This window comes from Aeromonas sp. TS_SC_11 (assembly GCF_057318915.1).
On record NZ_CM170470.1, the window covers coordinates 1613722 to 1633759 of the forward strand.

The following is a 20038-nucleotide window of genomic DNA, read 5'->3' on the forward strand; positions in this document are numbered from 1 at the left end:
TATGTTGCGCTTAGTCTATTTCGGATTGCTAATTATCCCTTTATGGGTCAGTGCTGCGGCTGACGACCTTGAACTCCTTGGCGGCGCGCTCAACCTGCATGGCAGGATTATTGACCAGCCATGCCTGGTATCACCCGAGTCAGCCGATCAGTCGGTCGACATGGGGGTAGTTGACGTCAGGGAACTCTATTCAGCCGGTGCCGGGGCCCAGGTGCCTTTTGTTATCCGCCTGACCAACTGCAAGCCAGGTATTTTCCGCATGGCCAAGGTGACCTTCAGCGGTTCGGCAGATCAGCAGATGAGCGGTGCTCTGGCTTTTTCCGCAGGTTCTGCCAAGGGGGCGGGTATCCGGTTGTATGACGCCACTCAATCCCCGCTGGATTTGGGTACCCCTTCCCGTGGCTATGTGCTGGGCAATTCAACAGAGAACGAGCTGAATTTTTTCGCTCGGGTTGAAGGCCACCCGGATGCCATCGCCGCAAGGAATATCAAACCTGGCGATTATACCGCCGTGGCCAATTTCATTGTCGCCTATGAATAACTCAAGGGTCATTGCGCTGGATGACCTTCAAGTTTTCTCTGCTGGGCCAGGAGAGAACGCCCCCCATATAGCTGGATAAATATATTCCACCCGGCAGTTGGATGAACAGCGCCTTCTGTTTTGGTGGCGTCAAGGCTGCAACCAGAGTGGCGACCATGCTATTATTGATGAGTGCTTTCTGGTCAATGAAGTTGACAATAGTATTCTTTATTTCGACCGCAATATCATCATCATCACGCTCTACATCCCCGACGGAATCCAGATTGAACAGTGTCTGTCCCTTATGATCGGTTGCAATCACTGTCGCCACCACAATCTCTCTGTTCATGGTGACAATCATCTTGCTTTTTCTGGTTATTTCTACCCAGTTCTCTGGCGCCAGGCAGCTGCTATGGTATCTGACAACGGTATGCGGATTGTTATAATAATTGTGGGAAACATTCTCTCCCTGCAGCGCCATCGTTGCTACGACACATTGCACCTCTTCCATGACAGGGTGGCCCGCTCTCAACAGGAAAATATTTTCTGAAAGAAGTTTGTTTTTATTGTCAATGGAAAAGTAGCTGATAGCTTCCTTTCCGATGAGAATGGAAACATGTTCATCTTCATAATGAGGGATGCGCTGAGCAAGCGGAGTCAGAGTCGCAATGTTCAATTTCAACGCATGCTCTGTCTCACTGGTCATATAGAGAGAAACATGGCTGAGATTGATCGTTCTCAGGGTATTGGCATTGGCATAATGGTAAATGAATATCACCAATGAGGTAATAGATACCATGATCAATGCAAACAGCATGATGCGTTTTGGACTGAAATAGCGGTCATATCGTCTACGGCTATATTGTCGTCTTGGTTGTGGCATGCTTGCAGGCGTTGGCACTATGTTATCAGTAGCTACCGTTTCCTCTTCTTCTCCGCTGATCTCAACCGGTGCACAGAAGATATAACCGACTCTCGGTATAGTATCGATTGCATCCAGTAAACCAATGGATTCCAGTTTTCTGCGCAGAGAGAGGATCTGACGGTTAAGGTTGGTATCGGTATTGTCCTGATTTGGCCACAAGGTCTCCTGCAGCTTGCCTCTGGCAATGACACTGCCTGCCTCATCACACAGCATTTCGAGTAGCTCTGCTTCCTTGTTGCTGAGCTTGATGTCTCTTTCTCCCTTTGAGAGCTTGAATATTGCAGCGGAGAAAATAATATCCTCTGCAATTTTATAATTTTTGTTACTCATGTGTGACTCGTCTTACCGCCAAGGAGTGCATTTTACCATCATGTGGCAGTTGTTCAAATAATGAAAAAACTACAATATCTTTAATTATCAATTATTTAGGTTTCCATTGAGGTGCCTGGCAGCGGGTATGGTACTACAGGTTATTAATTTGGTTCAAAAAACACTCAAAAAGATGGCCGTTTATGTAATCGTTCTCACTTAGCTTGCAGCCTGAGTATGTTTTTGGCCTCGTTCAGGAGTTTTGTTGAATACGGTGCTGATCGGATGGATCTGTTGTGCCAGATCTTGTCGTATGGCGGTTTATTGCTTGAAGATTGACTGCTGATACAGCTTTCGCTGTGGTTTGAGCGCCCCGCCCATGTCCGGCCAGGGTTGCCAGAGGTCCGGCACCATGAAGCCGGGTAATGTCTGCCTGATCCAGGCGGCCAGCTCCGGATAGGGCACAGGTTCGCCATGCCAGTCGATGAAGGCGGCGGGTCTTTGCCCCCACTCCTCACTCGATATGGGCACCACCAGTGCCTGCGCCACGGCAGGGTGATCCACCAGCCGCTGCTCTATGGTTTCGGGCTGGATATTCTCGCCCCCCGAGATAAACAGATTGTCGAGCCGCCCCTCCACTACCAGCTCACCGTCGGCGGTGACATGCCCCTTGTCGCGGGTGTGAAACCAGCCAGCCTCGTCGAGCGGCCGCTCCAGTACGCCCTCCTTGAAATAACCGGCAAACAGGGTGTCACCGCGTACGCAAATTTCCCCTTGTTGAATGCAGACTTCGCGCCCCGGCAGCGGCCTGCCGACCAGGCCCGCAGTGGTCGGCAGGCCGGTACAGACCTGGCTTCCCATTTCGGAGAGGCCGTAACTCGACTTGGGGGTGAAGCCCATGGCCGCGAGGCGAGCAACCAGCGGCTGCGGGATGGCGGCGCCGCCGAGCAACAGCTCGCGCAAGCGGGTGCGAGCGGGGTCAAAACCCTCAGCCATCAGCCGCCAGAGCTGGGTCGGTACCAGCGACAAGTGAGTGATGGGCTGGCATTCGAGGCGCGCCTTGAGGGGCTGACTGCGTTCGTCCAGCACCAGGCTGGCCCCTGCCAGAAAGACCCGGAACAGGATGGCGTAGCCGCCGACGTGAAATAGCGGCAGGGAGAGCAACCAGCCGGACTCCTCATCCAGCGGGATCAGGGAGGCTGAGCCTCGCGCCGAGGCCAAGTGGTTGGCGAGACGATGTACCACGGCTTTCGGTGTACCGCTGGAGCCGGAGGTGAGGATCATGTTGTTCAACTGGGCAGGCGCGAGTGGCCAGGGCTGCTCGGTAGCCGCCACGTCTGTGCTGAAGTCCAGCCGCAGTGGGCACCCACTTCCCACCGGAATTTCGTCGGCCGACCAAAAGGCGGCCACGTCCAGCTGCTGTGCCAGTGCGGCCTGTCTGGTCAGTGGAAAGGCGGGGTTGAGCGGGCAGAAAATGATGCCGCTGCGCACGCAGGCCCAGGCCAGCAAGACGTCTGGCAGGGCGCCGCGCACCACGGCAGCCAGCCGGTCGCCGCTTTTCAAGCCGGCCCCCTCCAGTTGCAGGCACAGGCTGTTGAGCCTTGCATCCAGCTGCTGGTAGTTGAGGGGGCTTGCTGTGTGGATGGCGATCCGGTGGGGCGCGGCTTGTGCCCAGTGGCGCACCGGGCATGGTTCTAAATGGGAGTGATGGTCAGATGTCGGCAGCATGCAGGCCCCTTCAGTCACGGTGAAACAGGGGCTCCAGCAGACTCAGGTCAGGGTTGCCCTGGGTATCCAGCAGGTCGCTTGCCAGCCAGCGTTTGGTGTCCAGGCCCGGTGCCTGATCCGGCGCCCATTCACCCGCGAGACGGGCGAGCTGGTCGAGGCCGACACCGGACTCGAAACAGGAGGAGACGATCACTTTCAGGCGCAGCTCGCGGGCGCGGGCCACCAGGGCTTCACTGTTGGCCAGAGAGCCGAGCAACATGGGTTTGAGCACCAGGGCTCTCAGCTGCGGGATGGGCTCCCAGGGTTTGCCTTGTGCCAACAGCTCGTCGATGGCGACCGGCATGCCGGTGCGGTTTGCCACGAAGGCGATGTCGTCAAAGTTGGCGCAAGGGTCTTCCAGATATTCGATCCGGTTTGGGTCCAGGTGACCGCAGAAGGCCCAGGCCTCCTCACGGGTCCAGCCCTGGTTGGCGTCCAGCACCAGCTTGAGAGTGGGGATGCGATCGCACAGCAGGCGGATCAGCGCCAGCTCGTCGCGCATGGGGTAACGGGCCACTTTCAGCTTGGCCTTGCTGGGGGTCTGGTGCAGCCAGTCCTTCCAGTGTTTGAGCAGCTCCTGGGGGGAGCCTTGAATAAGGGGATAGGGTGCGGGCAGGGTGGCGGCCTGTTCAGGCCAGATCCGGCGCGCGCAATCGAACCCAAATTGCACCGAAGGCAGTAGGGGCGAGATGGGCTGTCCCTGAGCCAGTTGCTCCAGACAAGCGAGCGCTTCGGCTTGCGCTTCGGCCAGGGTCTCTTTGGAGAAACCGGGCAGGGGGGCTATCTCCCCCCAGCCCTTGTCAACGCGAACCAGCAGGCCCTCTCGCGCCACCTCCACCTTGCCGTGAAAGGTCAGGGGCTGGGTAAAAGGCAGTTGGTAGCGATAGAGAGCGAGTTTCATCAGGGATTCCGCTTGTATTTGGAGAAGTCGGGACGACGTTTTTCGTTGAACGCGTTACGCCCTTCCTGACCCTCTTCGGTCATGTAGAACAGCATGGTGGCATTCCCCGCCAGCTCCTGCAAGCCGGCCTGGCCATCGCAGTCGGCGTTGAGGGCCGCTTTCAGGCAGCGCAGCGCCATAGGGCTGTTTTGCAGCATCTCGCGGCACCAGCGCACGGTTTCGCGCTCCAGCTCGGCCAAAGGCACGACTGTGTTGACCAGCCCCATGTCGAGCGCTTGCTGGGCATCGTACATGCGACACAGGAACCAGATCTCGCGGGCCTTCTTCTGGCCGACGATGCGGGCCATATAGGAGGCGCCCCAGCCGCCGTCGAAGGAGCCGACTTTCGGACCTGTCTGGCCGAACTGGGCGTTGTCTGCGGCAATGGTGAGATCGCACATCATGTGCAGCACGTGGCCGCCACCGACGGCGTAACCGGCCACCATGGCGACCACGGGTTTCGGGCAGGTGCGGATGTCACGCTGGAAGTCGAGCACGTTGAGGTGGTGAGTGCCTTCGTCGTCCTGGTATCCACCGTAGTCGCCACGGATCTTCTGATCGCCACCGGCGCAGAACGCCTTCTCGCCGAAGCCGGTGAGTATGATGGTGCCGATATGATCGTCATAGCGTGCATCGGCCAGCGCCTGCAGCATCTCTTTGACGGTGCGGGGGCGGAAGGCGTTGCGTACCTGAGGGCGATTGATGGTGATCTTGGCAATACCATCGCCGGACTTGTGATAGAGGATGTCCTCGTAACCGGCGGAGCAATCGCGCCACTCGACAGGTGCGTACAGTTCCGCTTCCGTCATTGCCTCAATCATGGTTTTTTCCTTCTGATCTGGTAGAGCAGAGTTGAACAATAGAGTTGAGCAATATCGTCATGCTGGACGAGGGTATACAGTCCCGCTTCCGTCATTGCATCAATCATGTGCACTCTCTTTTTCTTGTTGGTGATAAGCCCGCGACGCCGGCTCGGGTAAAGGGTGTCATGCCGTTTTATGGCGTACTCGCAATCCAGTCGCGCAGGCACGAGGCAAAGCGCTCGGGCTGGCTGGTGTGCAGATTGTGGCCGCCATCCAGGGTCAAGTGATTGATATTGCAGCCCTGCTTTACTAACTGGCAAGCCAGCTGATGGAATTTGTGATCCCGGCTGCCGGAGATCCAGGTCACCGGCAACCGGGTGCTGACGAGCCAGGGCGCGAGATCCGGCTGCTGGCCCAGCGAGGTGGCGCGCAGCATGGTCGCGACGGCCAGGCCCTGATTGCCAAGGCGTCCGGCTATCTGGCGGGCGCGAGCGGCCTCGTCGAGATCGGCAAAGACTCCCTGTTGATACCAGTCGGCCAGCACTTCTGTCAGCGGTTCGCGCTCGAAGCGCCGGGCCCAGCACTCGTCGTGTTCGATGCGAGCGGCCCGCTCGGCCAGCGGCAGGCCGGGATGGCAATTTTCCAGCAGCAGGGCCTGCAATCCGGCAGGGGATTGGCTGGCGTGATAGAGGGCGAGCCGCCCGCCCAGCGAATAGCCGGCCAGTCGGTACTGCTCGATGCCGAGTGCTTTTAGCGCATCACAGAGCCACTGATGAGCCTGCTCGAAGCCGGTCACACTCACCCCTTGATGGCTGCCGTGGCCCGGCAGATCCAGCGCGTGGCAATCTATTCCAGGCAAGGCTTCGATCACTGGCTGCCAGTCGCGGCCATCGCCGAGCAGACCGTGCAGCAGTACCAGAGGCAGTTCCTGGCTGTTCGGGTTAGAGGCCACGAATAGCCGCCCCCAGTGCCTTGAGATCCTCGGCGACTTCGCTGCTCGGTACCTTGATTTCAATCAGGGTTACTTTCTTTTCCAGCGCCGGTTTTTTCAGCGCGGCGGTGTAGGCCTGCTCGAATTCAGCCAGCGTGGTTGGTGCCCGATAATGGAGGCCGAACATGGCGGCGGCGTGCTCGAAGTGCAGGCCGTGGGGCAGGCAGTAGTAGGTCTCCAGCAGCCGCTCGCCGGTGGGCACCGGCAACATGCGAAAGATGCTGCCGCCGTCGTTGTTGAGCAGGATCACCACCAGCGGCCGGCTCGATTTGCCGAGCAGGGCCAGACTGTTGAGATCGTGCAGGGCGCTGAGATCGCCAATCAACAGGGTCGTTGGCTGCTCGCTCGACTGGGCAAAACCATAGGCGGTGGCGATGAGGCCATCGATGCCGGAGGCACCACGGTTGGTCATCACCCGGCTCGGCCCCTTGCCCGCTTCGCCGAGCATGTCCATCAGCCGGGCCGGCATGCTGTTGCCGACAAACAACTGGCCTTGAATCAGGTTGCCCAGCCGATGACAGACGCCGAGCTCTGAGAAGCGATCGCAGGCGCTGCGGATCTGGCGGGTGGCGCTCTGCTGGCGCTCCGCCAGCCGGTGCCAGGGCAGGTGGCGAGTGCTCACTTTGTGGGTTGCGGCGAAGGCTGCGGGCTCGCACACCAGACGGCGGCGCAGCCGGTAATCGGGATCGAGTCGCGCCGGCTGCGGGTCCACCAGCCAGTAATCCTGCCAGGGGTGCTGCTTGATGAACTGGCCGAGCCGCTTGGAGATGAGGCGGGCACCGAATTGCAGCAGCACTTCGGCGCGGGCCAGCTCGGCCACGAAGCAGCTGTTTTGCAGGGCGAGATCCATGTGGATGAGGTTGCGGGCATCGAAGCGGATCTGGCTCTGCAGATCCGCCAGCAGCGGCCAGCCGAGGCGCTCGGCCAGCTCGGCCACCACCTGCGCCTGGGCGGGATCCTGAATGCGTCCCGCGACTATGATGCCGCGTTTGCCCTGCAAGGCTGCCCAATCGGGCTGGCGGGGACAGATCTGCTCATTCTGCTGCCAGGGGCTCCAGGGCTCGCTTGAATGCAGCCAGTCGCCGAGGGGGGCCAGATAGCCGGAAAAATCCAGGTACTCATCACCGGGATAGAGGGGCTCGGGGTACATGCAGTTGAAATGGACAGGTCCGGGAGTCAGCGCCTGCTGGGCCAGCGCCTGATCCACCGAGCTCAGCACGAAGGCCGCGGGTATGGTCGGGGTGGGGCTCGGCAGGTTCTGCTGATAGACGGGGTAGCGACCGAAGATCCCCTGCTGATCGATCGCCTGGTTGGCGCCGTTGTCGATAAGCTCGGGTGGCCGATCGGCCGAGAGGATAATCAGCGGCACGCCTGTGAGTTGCGCCTCTGCCACGGCGGGCCAAAGGTTGGCGACCGCCGTGCCCGAGGTCATGATCACCGCCACCGGTCGACCGCTGCCCTTGGCCAGCCCCAGCGCCATAAACCCCAGGCCCCGCTCGTCAAAATGGAGGTGGCGGCGAAAGCCGGCATGGGCGGCCGCGGCCATGGTGAGCGGTGCCGAACGTGAGCCCGAGGCCAGCGCTATGTCTCGCACGCCGAGGCGATAGAGCTCTTCCAGCAAGAGGGAAGACCAGACGTGATTGAAGGTGGCATGTTGACTGGCAAACATGAGGCTCTCGCTGAATGAGGGGTCGATGAGAAAACGCTATCCCAGCAGGGAGAGCACGTTGGCGATCTTGTTGTCGAGTTCGGCCCACTCGGCGGCGGGTTCTGATCCCGCCACTATGCCAGCCCCGGCATAGAGTGTGATGGTCTGCGCCGTGACGCGGGCGCTGCGGATGGCGACGGAGAACTCCGAGGTCTCCCGGCTCAGCATGCCGCAGGCACCGGCATACCAGCCGCGATCATGGGGCTCGAACTCGCGGATGAAGGCCAGAGCGGCTTCGCGCGGGGCGCCGCCCACTGCTGGGGTCGGGTGCAGGGCGTCCAGCAGTTGCCAGTCATACACACCAGGCTTGAGTTCGGCCTCTATATCGCACTTGAGGTGTTGCAACAGCCGCAGTTTCAGAATGCGCGGCTCGGTCAGGCTGGCGCCCGTGGTGAGCGGGGCCAGTCGACTGAGGATGTCGGTATGCACCAGCCTGTTCTCCAGCCGGTTCTTGCTGTCGGCCAGCAGCTCCGCGGCCAGGGCCGCATCGGTCGCTTCGTCGCCGGAGCGGCGTATGGTGCCTGCCAGTGCCTCGGTGAAGAGATGATCCTGTTCCCGGCGGTAGAGCCGCTCGGGGGAGCAGGCGATGAAGCTCTGCTCGGGGGAAAACTGAAAGCCGAAGTGGAAGCAGTCCTGGGCATGCTGTGCCCACTGTGCCAGCAGGGCCCAGGGGGAGACGGCATTGCCGGCATCATGTGTGGCATCAGCCCTTGCGTCATTCAGGGTAAGACGGCTCTCCCGCGACAGCACTACCTTGGGAGTGTGCGCCTGAAAATCGGGGGCTGTGACCCGTTCCACCAGTTGCTGCCAGTGCGGCTGGGCAGGGCAATCCTGGCGTTGCCAGTCGCGCCGCAGCAAGGGGGAAAGCGGCGCTTCCGGCAGCAGGGCATCAAGCGCTCTTTCGGCGGCCAGCATTTCGGCATCGAACTCGGCCGCCCCTTGCTGCTCCGGTAGCCAGAGGTTGAGGCAAAGGCTGACACACTCGCCCCGGCGCACCAGCTCGATGCGGGGCAGCACGAAGCGGCAGGGGCCGAATCCCTGCCAACCGGGCTGAGCGGGATCGAACGCCAGTCCGCCGTAGTAGCGCGGGCTGTCATCGTGGGGCTGGTTGGCGTGCTCACAGACTCGCTGTATGTCTTGCGGACGGGTCAGTTCGCGGATACAGCCCAGCGCCACATACTCGGGCTTGTCGTGTCCTCTGGCATGCCAATAGATGCGGGGATAGAGAGTCTGCGCCGCGAGCCAGCCCAGAAAGGAGCCGACCTCGATCGCTACGCGCAGCCGGACGAAGCCGCTGGCGTTGCTGTGACGCAGGGCGTCCAGTTGTTGCTTGATATGGGTCTGAGCCAACATGGATTTCGTCTATGAGCCGATAGTGACGGTCAATCCTGCAGAAGGATGCCGTTGGTTTATGCCAAAGGAGCGATTATTCCTATATATTATCTGCCCATTCGTCCATGTAAATCGCCCGGGGAGCTTACCTCCCGAGGCGCCAAGTATACCGAAATCCAGTTCGATAACCCTTAACACGATCAATATCTGATTGTTTGGCCATCACAATATGACAAATACCTTCTCTATCTGGTTGCTGGCGGCGCGTTTGCGAACCTTGCCGCTCGCGTGCTCCTCCATTTTGCTGGGCTCGGGGCTGGCGGCCAGTCGTGGGGCCTTCGATGGCACCATAATGGCGCTCTCCCTGCTGACCGCCATACTGCTGCAGATCCTCTCCAATCTGGCCAACGATTACGGGGATGCGGTATCCGGTGCGGACAATGGCGAGCGGATTGGCCCCCAGCGCGCCGTGGTCTCGGGTCTCATCACCCAAAAGCAGATGTGCGTGGCCATGGGGCTGACCGCCCTGGCTGCCGTGGTGAGCGGCCTCTCTCTGCTGGGTTGCGCCTTTGGCGATCAGTGGCTGCAGATCCTCACTTTCGTGGTGCTGGGTGGCGCAGCCATAGTCGCGGCCATCACCTACACGGTGGGCAAGACCCCTTACGGCTATCGCGGGTTCGGGGATATCTCGGTGTTCCTCTTCTTCGGTCTGCTGGGGGTACTCGGCTCCTACTATCTGTTTACCAAGACACTGGCGTGGGATCTGCTGCTGCCGGCCACTGCCTGCGGCCTGCTGGCGACCGCCGTGCTCAACATCAACAATGTGCGGGATATAGAGACGGATGCGGTCAGCGGCAAGATCACCCTGGCGGTGCGGCTGGGTCGCAACCGTGCCATCGCCTACCACTGGCTGTTGCTGGGGGCGGCGCTGGTCAGCACCATCGCCTTCCTGCTGACCCAGCCCGCCAGTTTCTGGCCCTGGATCTTCCTGCCTGCCATGAAGCCCCTCACCGATGCTGCGCGCACCCTGCGTGAAAGCTACGATGGCGAGGTGCTGACCGGTGCCCTCAAGAAGACCGCCATCAGCGCCTTCCTGTTCAGCCTGCTGCTCTCCATCGGGTTGGCGCTCTCCTGATGGGATGCTTGCTTGTTTTTTATGTGAAAAGGGCTCCCGATGCGGGAGCCCTTTTTGTGTGCTGACGCGACTCGTTGGCACGTTACCAGTCAGACAGGAGAACGCCTTATGCGCGAGTCACTCAAACAGAAAATCATCCAGGTTTGCCGCCAGAAAATAGCGCAGAAGGGGGAGACGGTCGGGCTCTCTTTTTATGCGTTTTTCGCCAACAGAAATGACGACCCCGACTTGCTGATGGAGGCGGCGACCTGGTGGATCCAGACTCACAGACTCGACCATTTCGAGAAGGCCAGAAAGATCCTCCAGCTGGTCGAGGGGAGCAAGTAGGACAGGGATGAAACAAGCAGGGCTCCAAGAAGGAGCCCTGCTTGCATATGGCTTTGTCACCCCGTCGTTCGGGTGAGTGACACTCAGCTGGCTTGGGCCAATCTGGGGGCCCGGCGGGAGAAGAAGAGGCTGTCCAGCAGCCAGATGACCAGCATGGAGGCGCCCACCAGCGGGAAGGCGATACCGAGCAGGATCAGCAGGGCGATGGCACCGCGCATGGGGGGCAATTTGGCAGGCAGCGGCGGGGCGGCGAGACGACCCTGCGGGCGGCGGCTCCACCAGATCCAGAGGCCGCTCACCGAGCTCAGCAGCACCATCAGACAGATGACCAGCATGGCGAGCTGATGGGGCCAGCCGTAGAGTTTGCCCATGTGCAACATGACGCCAGTTTCCACCGTCTTGGCGACCGGGCCGTAATCCTGCCAGCGCACGTCGGCCAGTACCTTGCCGCTGTACTGATCGATATGCAAGGTGGCATCGTTGCGCGGATCGTCGGCGAACAGGGCTATGGTGTAGACGCCGCTCTCACCGACCGGTGGTGTGATGCTGTAGCCCGGCGTGACCTGGCGCGCGGTTGCGATCTCCACCACCTGTTGCAGCGGGATGCGGTGCTCCGCCATCACCATGCCGTCGTGCTCGCCGCCGTGACCCATGGCGCTGTGGTCGTGGGCCTTGGGCTCGGCCGAGCTGGGGATGGGGGTGTTCTCGACCGCCCAGGGGACTGTCTGTTGATGGGCATGGTTGAGGCTGCGCGCCAGGGGAGCCGACTTGGGTACCTCGTTCCACATGGCGGCGGGGAAGCGGTTCCAGAGGTCGGCGAATTGAGCGCCCCAGAATCCGGTCCAGGTCATGCCGCTCAGCAGCAGCAACAGCAGGAAGCCCGCGCCCCAGAAGCCGACCACGGCGTGCAGATCGCGCCACCAGAGGCGCCCGCGCTGGTTCAGCCGTGGCCACAGGATACCGCCGACACCCGGGCCCTTGCGCGGCCACCAGAGATAGAGGCCGCTGACAAGCAGCACTATGCCCCAGCCGGCGGCCAGCTCGATCAGCCGATCCCCTGTGGTGCCGAGCAGCAGGTCGGCATGCAGGGCGCGGGCCACCGCCTGCAAGTTCCACTTGTTGTCCATGGTGCCGAGCAGGGTGCCACTGGCAGGATCCATAAACAGGGTGAGCTCATTGCCTTGTTGCGTGACGATAAACTGGGCGCTGGTATCCGGCGCGGCCGGTGGCAGGTATTTGCTCAGGTTGGCGTCCGGCATGGTGGCCCGTGCCTTGGCCCACAGGGCATCGGCGCCAAGGGGCTTGCCCGGCAGTTGATCGGCGCTCAGGATGTGGGCGGCGGGGGGTACTTTCATCAGCTCGGGATAGAGCAAATTGTCGAGCTGGGGTTTGAACAGATAAACGATCCCTGTCAGTGAGAGCAGGATCAGGAAGGGGGCAACGAAGAGGCCGGCGTAGAAGTGCCAGCGCCAGATCCGCTGGTAATGGCTCGAGGCCCTGTTTTTCATCTCTGATCCTTGCGCTAATGACCAACGTTTCTGCTGGTGGAATGTTTGTGGCGGCGCGGATGATAACAGCAACGTTTTGTTAACTGCAACAGAACATGATGGGTTCGCTCTGGGAGTGATACAGAGCGTCAGCGTCAGGCTCGGGGAGTCAAAAGGTGGCGCAGTCGGCGTCAGGGCGCTGGATGTAGCATGGACTTTTTGTAGATAAATCCTTACCTTGTTGCAACATCCGGCTGTGCTGGCACAGTGAAAATCCATGGAAGGAGGCGGACGTGACGTTACAAGCACACGGTCATTTCAAGATGCAGCGGCAGGGACAGGTGCTGATCTGTCAGCCGAGTGGTCCCTTCAATCTGATGGGGGCCATGGCCTATGAGTCAGCCTTCAGCCAGCAGTTCGCCCAGTTGCGTGATGCGCCCTGGGGCATTGTCGAGGTAGCAACCGAATTTGAGGCAGCAGGGCCCGAGGTACTGGCCCGTTTTCGTCGCCAGTTCGGCTGGTGCGCCGCCAACGGCTGCGCCTTTCTGGCTGTGGTGCTGGCGGGGAGCTTCAAGCAATACCTGGCGGATCAGATATTCCACGACCTGCCATTTCAGGAGGTTCGCTACTTCGGGCAGACCGAGGAGGCGCTTCAGTGGCTTAAGCAGCAGCTGGCCGCGAAACAGGCCTAGGTCAGTACCTTCGTATCGTGACTAGCTCAGGTTGATAAACCATTTATCCCGCTCGTCGACGCAGTCGGGCTCGCCCATCTCGAATTCGCGGCAGATAAGCGGGCGAACTTCGTAGAAGCGGCACATTGTTGAGAGTGCGGTCCAGCGCCGCTTGCTATCCCTTGAGATAAACCATTTATCCCGCTCGTCGACGCAGTCGGGTTCGCCCATCTCGAATTCACGGCAGATAAGCGGGCGTACTTCGTAGAAGCGGCACATCGTTGAGAGTGCGGTCCAGCGCCGCTTGCTATCCCTTGGTCAACTCAGATTGATAAACCATTTATCCCGCTCGTCGACGCAGTCGGGCTCGCCCATCTCGAATTCGCGGCAGATAAGCGGGCGAACTTCGTAGATACGGCACATCATGGTATTGCGATCGAGCGCCGCACACCAACCATCTTCCAGCCGGTGCATCACGGGCACCTGTCCCTCTATCTCGTCCACGTAGCGATCCGGTACGCCGGTATCGGTAAACAGCATGACTTCGAGGCGGCAGCAGCAGGCTTCGCAGTTCTGGCAGCTGACTTCGGCTTGGGGTTCTCTGTTCATCTGTGTTGTCCATGCCATGGGAATGGCACATGTGCGATAAAAAACAGGCGCCTGCAAAGGCGCCCGAGTCGTGGTCAAGATTGAGCCCGGCAGATGAGCTGCCAGGCTGCGTCGTTAACCCAGTTTGCGGGCGCGGTAGGTACGGCCCTTGATCTTGCCTTCCTGCAACCGCTTGAGGGCGGCGCTTCCTACGCTGCGCTTTACCGCCACGTAGGAGTACTGTTCGGAGATCTGGATCTTGCCTACATCGGCACCGGCAATGCCGCCTTCACCGGTCAGGGCGCCCAGAATGTCACCGGCGCGCACCTTGGTCTTGCGGCCTGCATCGATGGAGAGGGTCACCATCTGCGGCGCAATCGGCTTGATCTCGCGACCAATCTCGGCCAGATCGCCCTGCGGCATGGGGGCCTGCTGGTACTCTTCGATGAGGTTGACGCGCTGGGCCTCGTTCGGCTGGTAGAGGCTCAGGGCCAGACCCTGCTGGCCGGCGCGACCGGTACGACCGATGCGGTGCACGTGCACTTCCGGATCATAGGTCAGCTCGTAGTTGATGACGGCGCCCAGCTCCTTGATGTCGAGCCCACGGGCGGCCACGTCGGTGGCCACCAGAATGGTGGCGCTGCCATTGGCAAAGCGCACCAGCACCTGATCCCGCTCCCGCTGTTCCAGATCGCCGTTCAGTGCCAGCGCCGAGAAGCCCTTGGCGGCCAGATGATCGGCCACGTCGTTGCAGGCCCGCTTGGTGTTGCAGAACACCACGCAGGAGGCCGGTTGATAGTGGCTCAGCAGCCAGGTGAGGGCGTCGAGGCGCTGACCGGCCGGGACTTCATACAGCTTCTGTTCGATGGCGCTCCCTTCGTGCAGGGACTCCACGCTGACCTCGACCGGATTGCGCTGCACACCGCGGCTCATCTGGGCGATCCCCTCCGGATAGGTGGCGGAGAAGAGCAGGGTCTGGCGCTGCTCGGGTGCATAGCTGATGACCCGGTTGATCTCTTCGCCAAAACCCATGTCCAGCATGCGATCCGCTTCATCCAGCACCAGCGTTTTGAGGCCGGAGAGTTCGAGAGTGCCCTGCTCCAGGTGTTTGAGAATGCGACCCGGGGTACCGACGGCGATGTGGGCACCAAAGCTCAGGGTGGCAGACTGGGGGGCTGTCTGGGTACCGCCGCACAGGGTGACCAGCTTGACGTTGGGCAGGGCGCGGGCCAGACGACGTATCTCCTGCGCTACCTGATCCGCCAGCTCGCGGGTCGGGCAGAGCACCAGCGCCTGCACTTCGAGGCGGTTGACGTTGAGCTTGGCGAGCAGGCCGAGGGCGAAGGCCGCTGTCTTGCCGCTGCCGGTTTTTGCCTTGGCGATCAGGTCTTTGCCGTCGAGCACCAGGGGCAGGCTCTGGGCCTGGATCGGGGTCATCTGCAGATAACCCAGGCTGGTGAGGTTCTCTTGCAGGGCGGGGGAGAGATTGAGGCTGCTAAATTCGGTGTTGTTCACAAAAGGACTCTATTTCGGAGAATACGGGGTGCGCACAGCGCTAAGGGCGCGCATTGTACCAGAATGCGGCACCGGATGTGGCGGATTTTTGAACGCATGAGCAAAGGCGGGCAGCAAGGAGTGTGAAGGGAAAAGAGGAGCTTCTCCTGCTTGGTGTGGCAAAACAGAATGCCAGGCATGGTCAAAGTGTATGGAGATGGTTTCTGACTAATTAATCGAAGGCAAGGTAAACGTTTGTCGCCTTGTTTTGATTCAGTATTTATATCTTCAATTTATCCTGATGACATGAATTAGATGTTGGTGAATTTAAATAGATGTGATGATGATGTGAGTGTCAGCTTTTAAAGTTGAGTGATTTATATTTAAGTGATTGTTTTATAGCTATTTAATTTTTTTATTGTCGTATTTAATTACCTGCTGATACGTTTAATTAATTTAAAAACGTTTGTATTATCCAACATGCATATTTTTACCGCAGATTGTGATGGCTATCTGATTTTTAAATATGCATATGTCTATGATGGCGCCCATCAAATATAACAATTCACTCAGGTGCTACAGGTATGGAATACGTTCACTTTATACTCGGACTCGTCATGGTCCTTGCTCTCGCTTTGCTGGCCAACCGCCACAACTGGAAACAGATCAAATTGCGTTATATTGGCCAACTGCTGGTGGTCGAACTGGCGCTGGCCTGGTTCATGCTGAACTCCGAAGTGGGCCTGGCCGTGGTGGGTGGCTTTGCCGCCGGCTTCACCAAGCTGATGGAGTTTGCCAAACAGGGGACCGATTTTGTATTCGGTGGTCTGGTCAACGAAGGGGCCTTCTCCTTCTTCCTGATGGTACTGATGCCCATCGTCTTCATCTCTGTACTGATCGGCATTCTGCAGTACATCCGTCTGCTGCCCATCGTCATCCGTGGCATAGGGACAGTGCTGGCCAAGGTGAACGGCATGGGCAAGCTGGAATCCTTCAACGCCATCAGCTCCATGATCGTCGGCCAGTCCGAGAACTTCATCGCGCTCAAGAACACACTGCCGCACCTGAATGAAAAGCAGATGTACACCCTGGCGGCGACCGCCATGTCCACCGTTTCCATGTCCATCGTCGGCGCCTACATGCAGTTGATCGAGCCGCGCTACGTGGTGGCCGCGCTGGTGCTCAACATGTTCAGTACCTTCATCGTGCTGTCGCTGATCAACCCGTACGAGCCGGATAACTCGGTCACCGATCTGAAAGCCATCGCCGAAGGGGACGAGCACCACACACCGAAGAAAGAGAACTTCTTCGAGATGCTGGGCGAGTACATCATGGCCGGTTTCACCGTGGCCGTGATAGTGGGTGCCATGCTGGTCGGCTTCATCGCCCTGATCGCCCTGGTCAACTACCTGTTTGAAGTGGCGTTTGGCGTCAACTTCCAGTACGTCATGGGTTACATCTTCTACCCAATCGCCTGGATCCTGGGTATCCCCAGTGGTGAGGCCCTGCAAGCCGGCTCCATCATGGCGACCAAGCTGGTGACCAACGAATTCGTGGCCATGATGGATCTGGGCAAGATTGCTGCCGAGCTCTCCCCGCGTACCGTCGGCATCCTCTCCATCTTCATGGTGTCGTTCGCCAACTTCAGCTCCATCGGTATCATCGCCGGTGCTGTGAAGGCACTGAACGAAGAGAAGGGCAACATGGTCTCCCGCTTCGGTCTGAAGCTGGTGTACGGTTCTACTCTGGTGAGCCTGCTCTCCGCCGTGATTGCCGGTGTGATGATCTAGTCACACCTCGCCATCACCACGACAAACCCCTGCCTTGGCAGGGGTTTGTTTTTTTCGGGGGTGGGCAAATGCGTCCCCACCTTCGCAGACATGCCGTGCCTGGGCCGGTTCAGCCGAGCCAGTGGCTCCACCAGCCGGCCGCCAGCAGGGTGAGAGTACAAAAGCCGGTTTCGATGGCGCCACCACTCTTGAGGGGCCAGCCTGGCAGCCGGTAGCGGCGTTTGATGGGCCAAAAGAGCGGAATACCCGCCGGCGTGAGCCAGTCCCCCAGCAGGTGGCTGAGGTAGCCGATAATGAGCGCATCCTTGATCCCGGCGGGCAGCAGGTCGGGCGCCAGGCTCTGATCCAGTCCCCACACGGCTGCGGCGACCGCCAGCAGGCTGTGAGTGAAGCCGCGATGACCAAACAGTCGCGAGAGCGGTTTCGAGATCCAGGGCAGCCGCTGCCCCAGCACGGACTTGGGGTGGTCGAGATCCGGCAGCAGGGCGCTGGCCAGCGCCGCCGGTATGGTCTGCCACAGGCTGGCATCCGACAGGGCTGGCGTGAGCTGGAGTTTGTGGGCGAGCAGGGTGCAGGTAACGGAAAACAGCAGATGCCCTTGGGCGGTCATGGTGGTTACGGCGTGGAGAAATGGCGGCGCATCTTACCAGTGTCGCAGGCCATTGCAGCAAAAAACCGGGGCCGGTGGGCCGGCCCGGTCATTAACTGCGCGGATCTTCCACTCTGGCATCGGCGGGCACCCGTTTTTTCCCTACCACCATGGCACGCAGCAGATCGCTGCGGGTGAGGAGGTCGGTCAGGATCACCACGGCGGCGTGCACGGCTATGATGGCCAGCAGGGTATTGGCGACGACCTCATGGGCCTCTTCCATCCACTCTTCCCCCCAGAATGCATCCCAGGTGGTGAGCCAGCCGGTGGCTATGGTGCCGACCAGTGACAGCAACAGTACCCAGATCATCAGGGCCCCGAGCGGGTTGTGACCCAGATAGTAGGGGTGACGACCCCGGGCCAGCTGGCGCAGGTAGTCACGGACGCGGGTGGGGGTCGGCCACCATTGGCCGAAACGGGCGTAGTAAGAGCCCACCAGACCCCACAGCAGCCGGATCAGCAGCAGGGCAGCCAACCCATAGCCGACATACCTGTGGTTCCTGCTGCCCTCTTCCAGTACGAAGAAGTTGAGCAGACAGAGGATCACGGTCGCCCAGTGAAACCCTCTGATGAGGGGATCCCAGACCTTCACTTCAGACGAGGTTGTCATGGCAAGACTCCATCAAATAGGCCGCGACGGACCGGCCCATGGTTGCGCTACTGGTCGATCTCTTCTTTCACTTTCTTCAGGTCGGTCGGGTCGAAGTAGATCTCGACCTTGCGCTTGTCCTTGTCCCAACCGTAGATCTCGTAGCAGTGGGTCTTGGTCACCTTGAACTTCTTGATGTCGTAGCCCATGGCCTTGATCTGCTGCTGGGCCTCGGCTTCGCTCAGCCATTGCGTCTTGTCGGTCTGGGTACACTGGGGGCCGGCCAGTACAGTGGCGCTAAACAGGGGGAGCAGTAACAACAGTGGTGTCAGTTTCATTGCGGGTTCCTTGCGGGTGGGGGATGAACAGCCGCAAGGTTAGGGCGTCAGACTTAAGGAAAAATTAAGCAAAAGGGGATAGGCATGAATATCCCCGGCCGCAAGCCGGGGAGGCGGGATCAGCTCAGCTTGCCCTTGAGCAGCCACTTGTCGAGGGCGTTGGCGAAGCGCTGCTTGTCGGCCGCGTTGAAGGGGGCCGGGCCGCCTGTCTGCACCCCGGCCGAGCGCAGCTCTTCCATGAAATTACGCATGCCGAGACGGGCCTGTATGGTCTCGCGGGTGTAGATCTCGCCACGGGGATTGAGCGCCTCGCCACCGGCATCTATGACCCAGGAAGCGAGGGGAATGTCGCCGGTGATCACCAGATCCCCCGGTATGACTTGCTGGGCAATGACATGATCTGCCACATCGAACCCCTTTTCTACCTGCTGGGTTTTGATGTAGGGGGAGGGCGGAACCCGCAGTCCCTGATTGGCCACCAGGGTGGTGACGACCTGGGCGCGGTGGGCGGCGCGGTAAAGGATCTCCTTGACCGGGAGGGGGCAGGCATCGGCATCAACCCAGATGGGCATGGCATGGTTTCCTGTGTCTGAAACGAGGGTCGCATCTTAGCACGGCTGGTGAGGAGTGGCTGCCCCGGGGCTGAGTCAGGCCGGGCTTTAGTGTAAGCTGGCCCGATGAGACTGAATGAAAAGGACGAGCAGATGGATCGGGTACCCAGTGATGTGATTTATGCCCTGACCCTGGATGGCAAGGGTGGCATGCAGCCACTGGCGGCGGGGAGCGAGATCCCGGGGAAGAGCCCTGGCTGGCTGCATCTGGATTACGGTAATCCGGAGGCGGCCCGCTGGCTGCTGCAAACCCCCTTGCTCAATGATGCTGCCAAGGAGTCCCTGCTCGGCCAGAGCAACAGGCCCAAGCTGGTGCGGATGGGAGAGACTGTGCTGCTGATCCTGCGCGGCATCAATCACAACAAGGATCACAGGCCGGAAGAGATGGTGGCGCTGCGTATCTTCATCACACCGGATCTCATCATCAGCAGCCGTCGTCGTCCGCTGCTCTCCGAGCAGGACGTGTTCAACCAGCTGACGCAGGGCGGTGGTGCCGATACCCCGGCCGACTGGCTGGTGGAGGTGTGTGATGCCCTGACCGACAGGGCGGGGGAGTTTGTGGAAGAGCTGCATGATCAGATCCTGGAGCTGGAGGAGCATGTGCTGGCCCGCGACCTGCCCGCCAACGGCCGACTGGCGCGGATCCGCAAGCAACTCATCATGATCCGCCGCTACCTCTCTCCCCAGCGGGATCTGGTGGCGCGTCTGGCCAACGAGAAGATCAGCTGGCTGGACGAAGATGACCGCCGCCGCCTGCTCGACATCGCTGACCGTCTGCGCCGCTGGCTCGATGATCTCGATGCCGGCGTGGCCCGCACCGGTGTGCTGGCGGACGAGATCAACAACCTGATGGCGGAGGCGACCAACCGCCGCGCCTACCAGATGTCGGTGATGGCGCTGCTGTTCTTGCCCGCCAGTTTCCTGACCGGTCTGTTTGGCATCAACCTGGGCGGCATTCCGGGGGCCGAGAGCCCGACCGCATTCTGGGTCTTCTGCGGATCCTTGGTGGCGCTGGCCACCGGGCTGGCGGTCTGGCTCAAACACAGACGCTGGTGGTAAGGAGC

At 60.1% G+C, this 20038-nt stretch carries 20 protein-coding genes and 1 pseudogene; 6 read left to right on the forward strand and 15 right to left on the reverse strand.

The window, feature by feature from the left end:
* Position 1 precedes the first annotated feature (1 nt).
* Positions 2-541: a fimbrial protein gene (locus AC1P02_RS07585; RefSeq protein WP_485184801.1), complete on the forward strand. Its 540-nt coding sequence runs from the start codon at positions 2-4 to the stop codon at positions 539-541.
* A gap of 1 nt (position 542) precedes the next feature.
* Here AC1P02_RS07585 and AC1P02_RS07590 read toward each other — a convergent pair whose 3' ends face one another.
* The 7 genes from AC1P02_RS07590 to AC1P02_RS07620 all read right to left on the reverse strand — a co-directional run bounded on the left by AC1P02_RS07590 (position 543) and on the right by AC1P02_RS07620 (position 9316).
* Positions 543-1775 (reverse strand): winged helix-turn-helix domain-containing protein, encoded by a 1233-nt coding sequence (locus tag AC1P02_RS07590; protein ID WP_087757089.1) that lies wholly within the window; start codon positions 1773-1775, stop codon positions 543-545.
* A 300-nt stretch (positions 1776-2075) separates the two neighbouring features.
* The gene (locus AC1P02_RS07595) at positions 2076-3482 is read right to left on the reverse strand and encodes an AMP-binding protein (protein WP_485184803.1); all 1407 of its coding nucleotides are present in this window, start codon (positions 3480-3482) and stop codon (positions 2076-2078) included.
* A gap of 10 nt (positions 3483-3492) precedes the next feature.
* A complete protein-coding gene (gene menC, locus AC1P02_RS07600) occupies positions 3493-4422 on the reverse strand; it encodes an o-succinylbenzoate synthase (protein ID WP_485184805.1) in 930 nt (309 codons plus the stop codon).
* Positions 4422-5282 (reverse strand): 1,4-dihydroxy-2-naphthoyl-CoA synthase, encoded by an 861-nt coding sequence (menB, locus tag AC1P02_RS07605; RefSeq protein ID WP_042868847.1) that lies wholly within the window; start codon positions 5280-5282, stop codon positions 4422-4424. Before menB ends, menC begins: the two co-directional genes overlap by 1 nt.
* Before the next feature lie 175 nt (positions 5283-5457).
* Entirely contained in the window at positions 5458-6216 is a 759-nt protein-coding gene (gene menH, locus AC1P02_RS07610) for a 2-succinyl-6-hydroxy-2,4-cyclohexadiene-1-carboxylate synthase (protein WP_125597497.1), read from the reverse strand.
* Positions 6206-7924, reverse strand: coding sequence for a 2-succinyl-5-enolpyruvyl-6-hydroxy-3-cyclohexene-1-carboxylic-acid synthase (gene menD, locus AC1P02_RS07615; protein ID WP_125597500.1), 1719 nt, complete (start codon positions 7922-7924; stop codon positions 6206-6208). The genes menH and menD overlap by 11 nt, the downstream gene beginning before the upstream one ends.
* 36 nt (positions 7925-7960) lie before the next feature.
* Positions 7961-9316, reverse strand: coding sequence for an isochorismate synthase (locus AC1P02_RS07620; protein WP_485184808.1), 1356 nt, complete (start codon positions 9314-9316; stop codon positions 7961-7963).
* Positions 9317-9524: 208 nt separating this feature from the next.
* Here AC1P02_RS07620 and AC1P02_RS07625 point away from each other — a divergent pair, with 208 nt between their 5' ends.
* Positions 9525-10430 (forward strand): 1,4-dihydroxy-2-naphthoate polyprenyltransferase, encoded by a 906-nt coding sequence (locus AC1P02_RS07625; protein ID WP_058394859.1) that lies wholly within the window; start codon positions 9525-9527, stop codon positions 10428-10430.
* Between the two features lie 108 nt (positions 10431-10538).
* Positions 10539-10757, forward strand: a complete 219-nt coding sequence (locus tag AC1P02_RS07630) for a DUF6500 family protein (protein ID WP_005315999.1) — start codon at positions 10539-10541, stop codon at positions 10755-10757.
* A gap of 83 nt (positions 10758-10840) precedes the next feature.
* On the opposite strand, the gene AC1P02_RS07635 is transcribed toward AC1P02_RS07630, so the two are convergent.
* Positions 10841-12265, reverse strand: coding sequence for a PepSY-associated TM helix domain-containing protein (locus AC1P02_RS07635; protein ID WP_485184811.1), 1425 nt, complete (start codon positions 12263-12265; stop codon positions 10841-10843).
* A gap of 302 nt (positions 12266-12567) precedes the next feature.
* On the opposite strand from AC1P02_RS07635, the gene AC1P02_RS07640 reads away from it, so the two are divergent.
* The gene (locus AC1P02_RS07640; protein WP_276560422.1) at positions 12568-12936 is read left to right on the forward strand and encodes a hypothetical protein; all 369 of its coding nucleotides are present in this window, start codon (positions 12568-12570) and stop codon (positions 12934-12936) included.
* Between the two features lie 156 nt (positions 12937-13092).
* Here AC1P02_RS07640 and AC1P02_RS07645 read toward each other — a convergent pair.
* The 3 genes and pseudogenes from AC1P02_RS07645 to dbpA all read right to left on the reverse strand — a co-directional run.
* A pseudogene (locus tag AC1P02_RS07645) lies at positions 13093-13194 on the reverse strand (YkgJ family cysteine cluster protein); the annotation flags it as partial.
* Positions 13195-13233: 39 nt separating this feature from the next.
* Complete coding sequence (locus tag AC1P02_RS07650) at positions 13234-13524, reverse strand: YkgJ family cysteine cluster protein (protein WP_005315990.1); 291 nt, start codon at positions 13522-13524, stop codon at positions 13234-13236.
* Between the two features lie 114 nt (positions 13525-13638).
* Positions 13639-15018: an ATP-dependent RNA helicase DbpA gene (dbpA, locus tag AC1P02_RS07655; RefSeq protein WP_021140116.1), complete on the reverse strand. Its 1380-nt coding sequence runs from the start codon at positions 15016-15018 to the stop codon at positions 13639-13641.
* 563 nt (positions 15019-15581) lie between these two features.
* On the opposite strand from dbpA, the gene AC1P02_RS07660 reads away from it, so the two are divergent.
* Positions 15582-16787, forward strand: coding sequence for a NupC/NupG family nucleoside CNT transporter (locus tag AC1P02_RS07660; protein WP_058394868.1), 1206 nt, complete (start codon positions 15582-15584; stop codon positions 16785-16787).
* 109 nt (positions 16788-16896) lie between these two features.
* Here the strand turns inward: AC1P02_RS07660 and AC1P02_RS07665 are convergent, their stop codons facing one another.
* The 4 genes from AC1P02_RS07665 to AC1P02_RS07680 all read right to left on the reverse strand — a co-directional run bounded on the left by AC1P02_RS07665 (position 16897) and on the right by AC1P02_RS07680 (position 18935).
* Positions 16897-17397 (reverse strand): metal-dependent hydrolase, encoded by a 501-nt coding sequence (locus AC1P02_RS07665; protein WP_058394869.1) that lies wholly within the window; start codon positions 17395-17397, stop codon positions 16897-16899.
* 91 nt (positions 17398-17488) lie between these two features.
* On the reverse strand, positions 17489-18046 hold the full coding sequence (locus AC1P02_RS07670) for a cytochrome b/b6 domain-containing protein (protein ID WP_005315981.1): 558 nt from the start codon (positions 18044-18046) through the stop codon (positions 17489-17491).
* A gap of 47 nt (positions 18047-18093) precedes the next feature.
* Positions 18094-18363 (reverse strand): PepSY domain-containing protein, encoded by a 270-nt coding sequence (locus AC1P02_RS07675; RefSeq protein ID WP_005315980.1) that lies wholly within the window; start codon positions 18361-18363, stop codon positions 18094-18096.
* A 119-nt stretch (positions 18364-18482) separates the two neighbouring features.
* A complete protein-coding gene (locus AC1P02_RS07680; RefSeq protein WP_005315979.1) occupies positions 18483-18935 on the reverse strand; it encodes a YaiI/YqxD family protein in 453 nt (150 codons plus the stop codon).
* Between the two features lie 105 nt (positions 18936-19040).
* Between AC1P02_RS07680 and zntB the strand changes: the two genes are divergently transcribed.
* Complete coding sequence (gene zntB, locus AC1P02_RS07685) at positions 19041-20033, forward strand: zinc transporter ZntB (protein ID WP_005315978.1); 993 nt, start codon at positions 19041-19043, stop codon at positions 20031-20033.
* Positions 20034-20038: the final 5 nt, after the last annotated feature.

Bases quoted from the DNA above. Each gene is read 5' to 3' on its own strand.
- AC1P02_RS07590 (WP_087757089.1), bottom strand. From the start codon at position 1,775: ATGAGTAACAAAAATTATAAAATTGCAGAGGATATTATTTTCTCCGCT.
- menC (WP_485184805.1), bottom strand. From the start codon at position 4,422: ATGAAACTCGCTCTCTATCGCTACCAACTGCCTTTTACCCAGCCCCTG.
- AC1P02_RS07650 (WP_005315990.1), bottom strand. From the start codon at position 13,524: ATGAACAGAGAACCCCAAGCCGAAGTCAGCTGCCAGAACTGCGAAGCC.
- AC1P02_RS07620 (WP_485184808.1), bottom strand. From the start codon at position 9,316: ATGTTGGCTCAGACCCATATCAAGCAACAACTGGACGCCCTGCGTCAC.
- AC1P02_RS07640 (WP_276560422.1), top strand. From the start codon at position 12,568: ATGCAGCGGCAGGGACAGGTGCTGATCTGTCAGCCGAGTGGTCCCTTC.
- AC1P02_RS07635 (WP_485184811.1), bottom strand. From the start codon at position 12,265: ATGAAAAACAGGGCCTCGAGCCATTACCAGCGGATCTGGCGCTGGCAC.
- AC1P02_RS07630 (WP_005315999.1), top strand. From the start codon at position 10,539: ATGCGCGAGTCACTCAAACAGAAAATCATCCAGGTTTGCCGCCAGAAA.
- menB (WP_042868847.1), bottom strand. From the start codon at position 5,282: ATGATTGAGGCAATGACGGAAGCGGAACTGTACGCACCTGTCGAGTGG.
- AC1P02_RS07585 (WP_485184801.1), top strand. From the start codon at position 2: ATGTTGCGCTTAGTCTATTTCGGATTGCTAATTATCCCTTTATGGGTC.
- AC1P02_RS07625 (WP_058394859.1), top strand. From the start codon at position 9,525: ATGACAAATACCTTCTCTATCTGGTTGCTGGCGGCGCGTTTGCGAACC.
- menD (WP_125597500.1), bottom strand. From the start codon at position 7,924: ATGTTTGCCAGTCAACATGCCACCTTCAATCACGTCTGGTCTTCCCTC.
- AC1P02_RS07595 (WP_485184803.1), bottom strand. From the start codon at position 3,482: ATGCTGCCGACATCTGACCATCACTCCCATTTAGAACCATGCCCGGTG.
- zntB (WP_005315978.1), top strand. From the start codon at position 19,041: ATGAGACTGAATGAAAAGGACGAGCAGATGGATCGGGTACCCAGTGAT.
- AC1P02_RS07680 (WP_005315979.1), bottom strand. From the start codon at position 18,935: ATGCCCATCTGGGTTGATGCCGATGCCTGCCCCCTCCCGGTCAAGGAG.
- AC1P02_RS07675 (WP_005315980.1), bottom strand. From the start codon at position 18,363: ATGAAACTGACACCACTGTTGTTACTGCTCCCCCTGTTTAGCGCCACT.
- AC1P02_RS07660 (WP_058394868.1), top strand. From the start codon at position 15,582: ATGGAATACGTTCACTTTATACTCGGACTCGTCATGGTCCTTGCTCTC.
- AC1P02_RS07670 (WP_005315981.1), bottom strand. From the start codon at position 18,046: ATGACAACCTCGTCTGAAGTGAAGGTCTGGGATCCCCTCATCAGAGGG.
- AC1P02_RS07665 (WP_058394869.1), bottom strand. From the start codon at position 17,397: ATGACCGCCCAAGGGCATCTGCTGTTTTCCGTTACCTGCACCCTGCTC.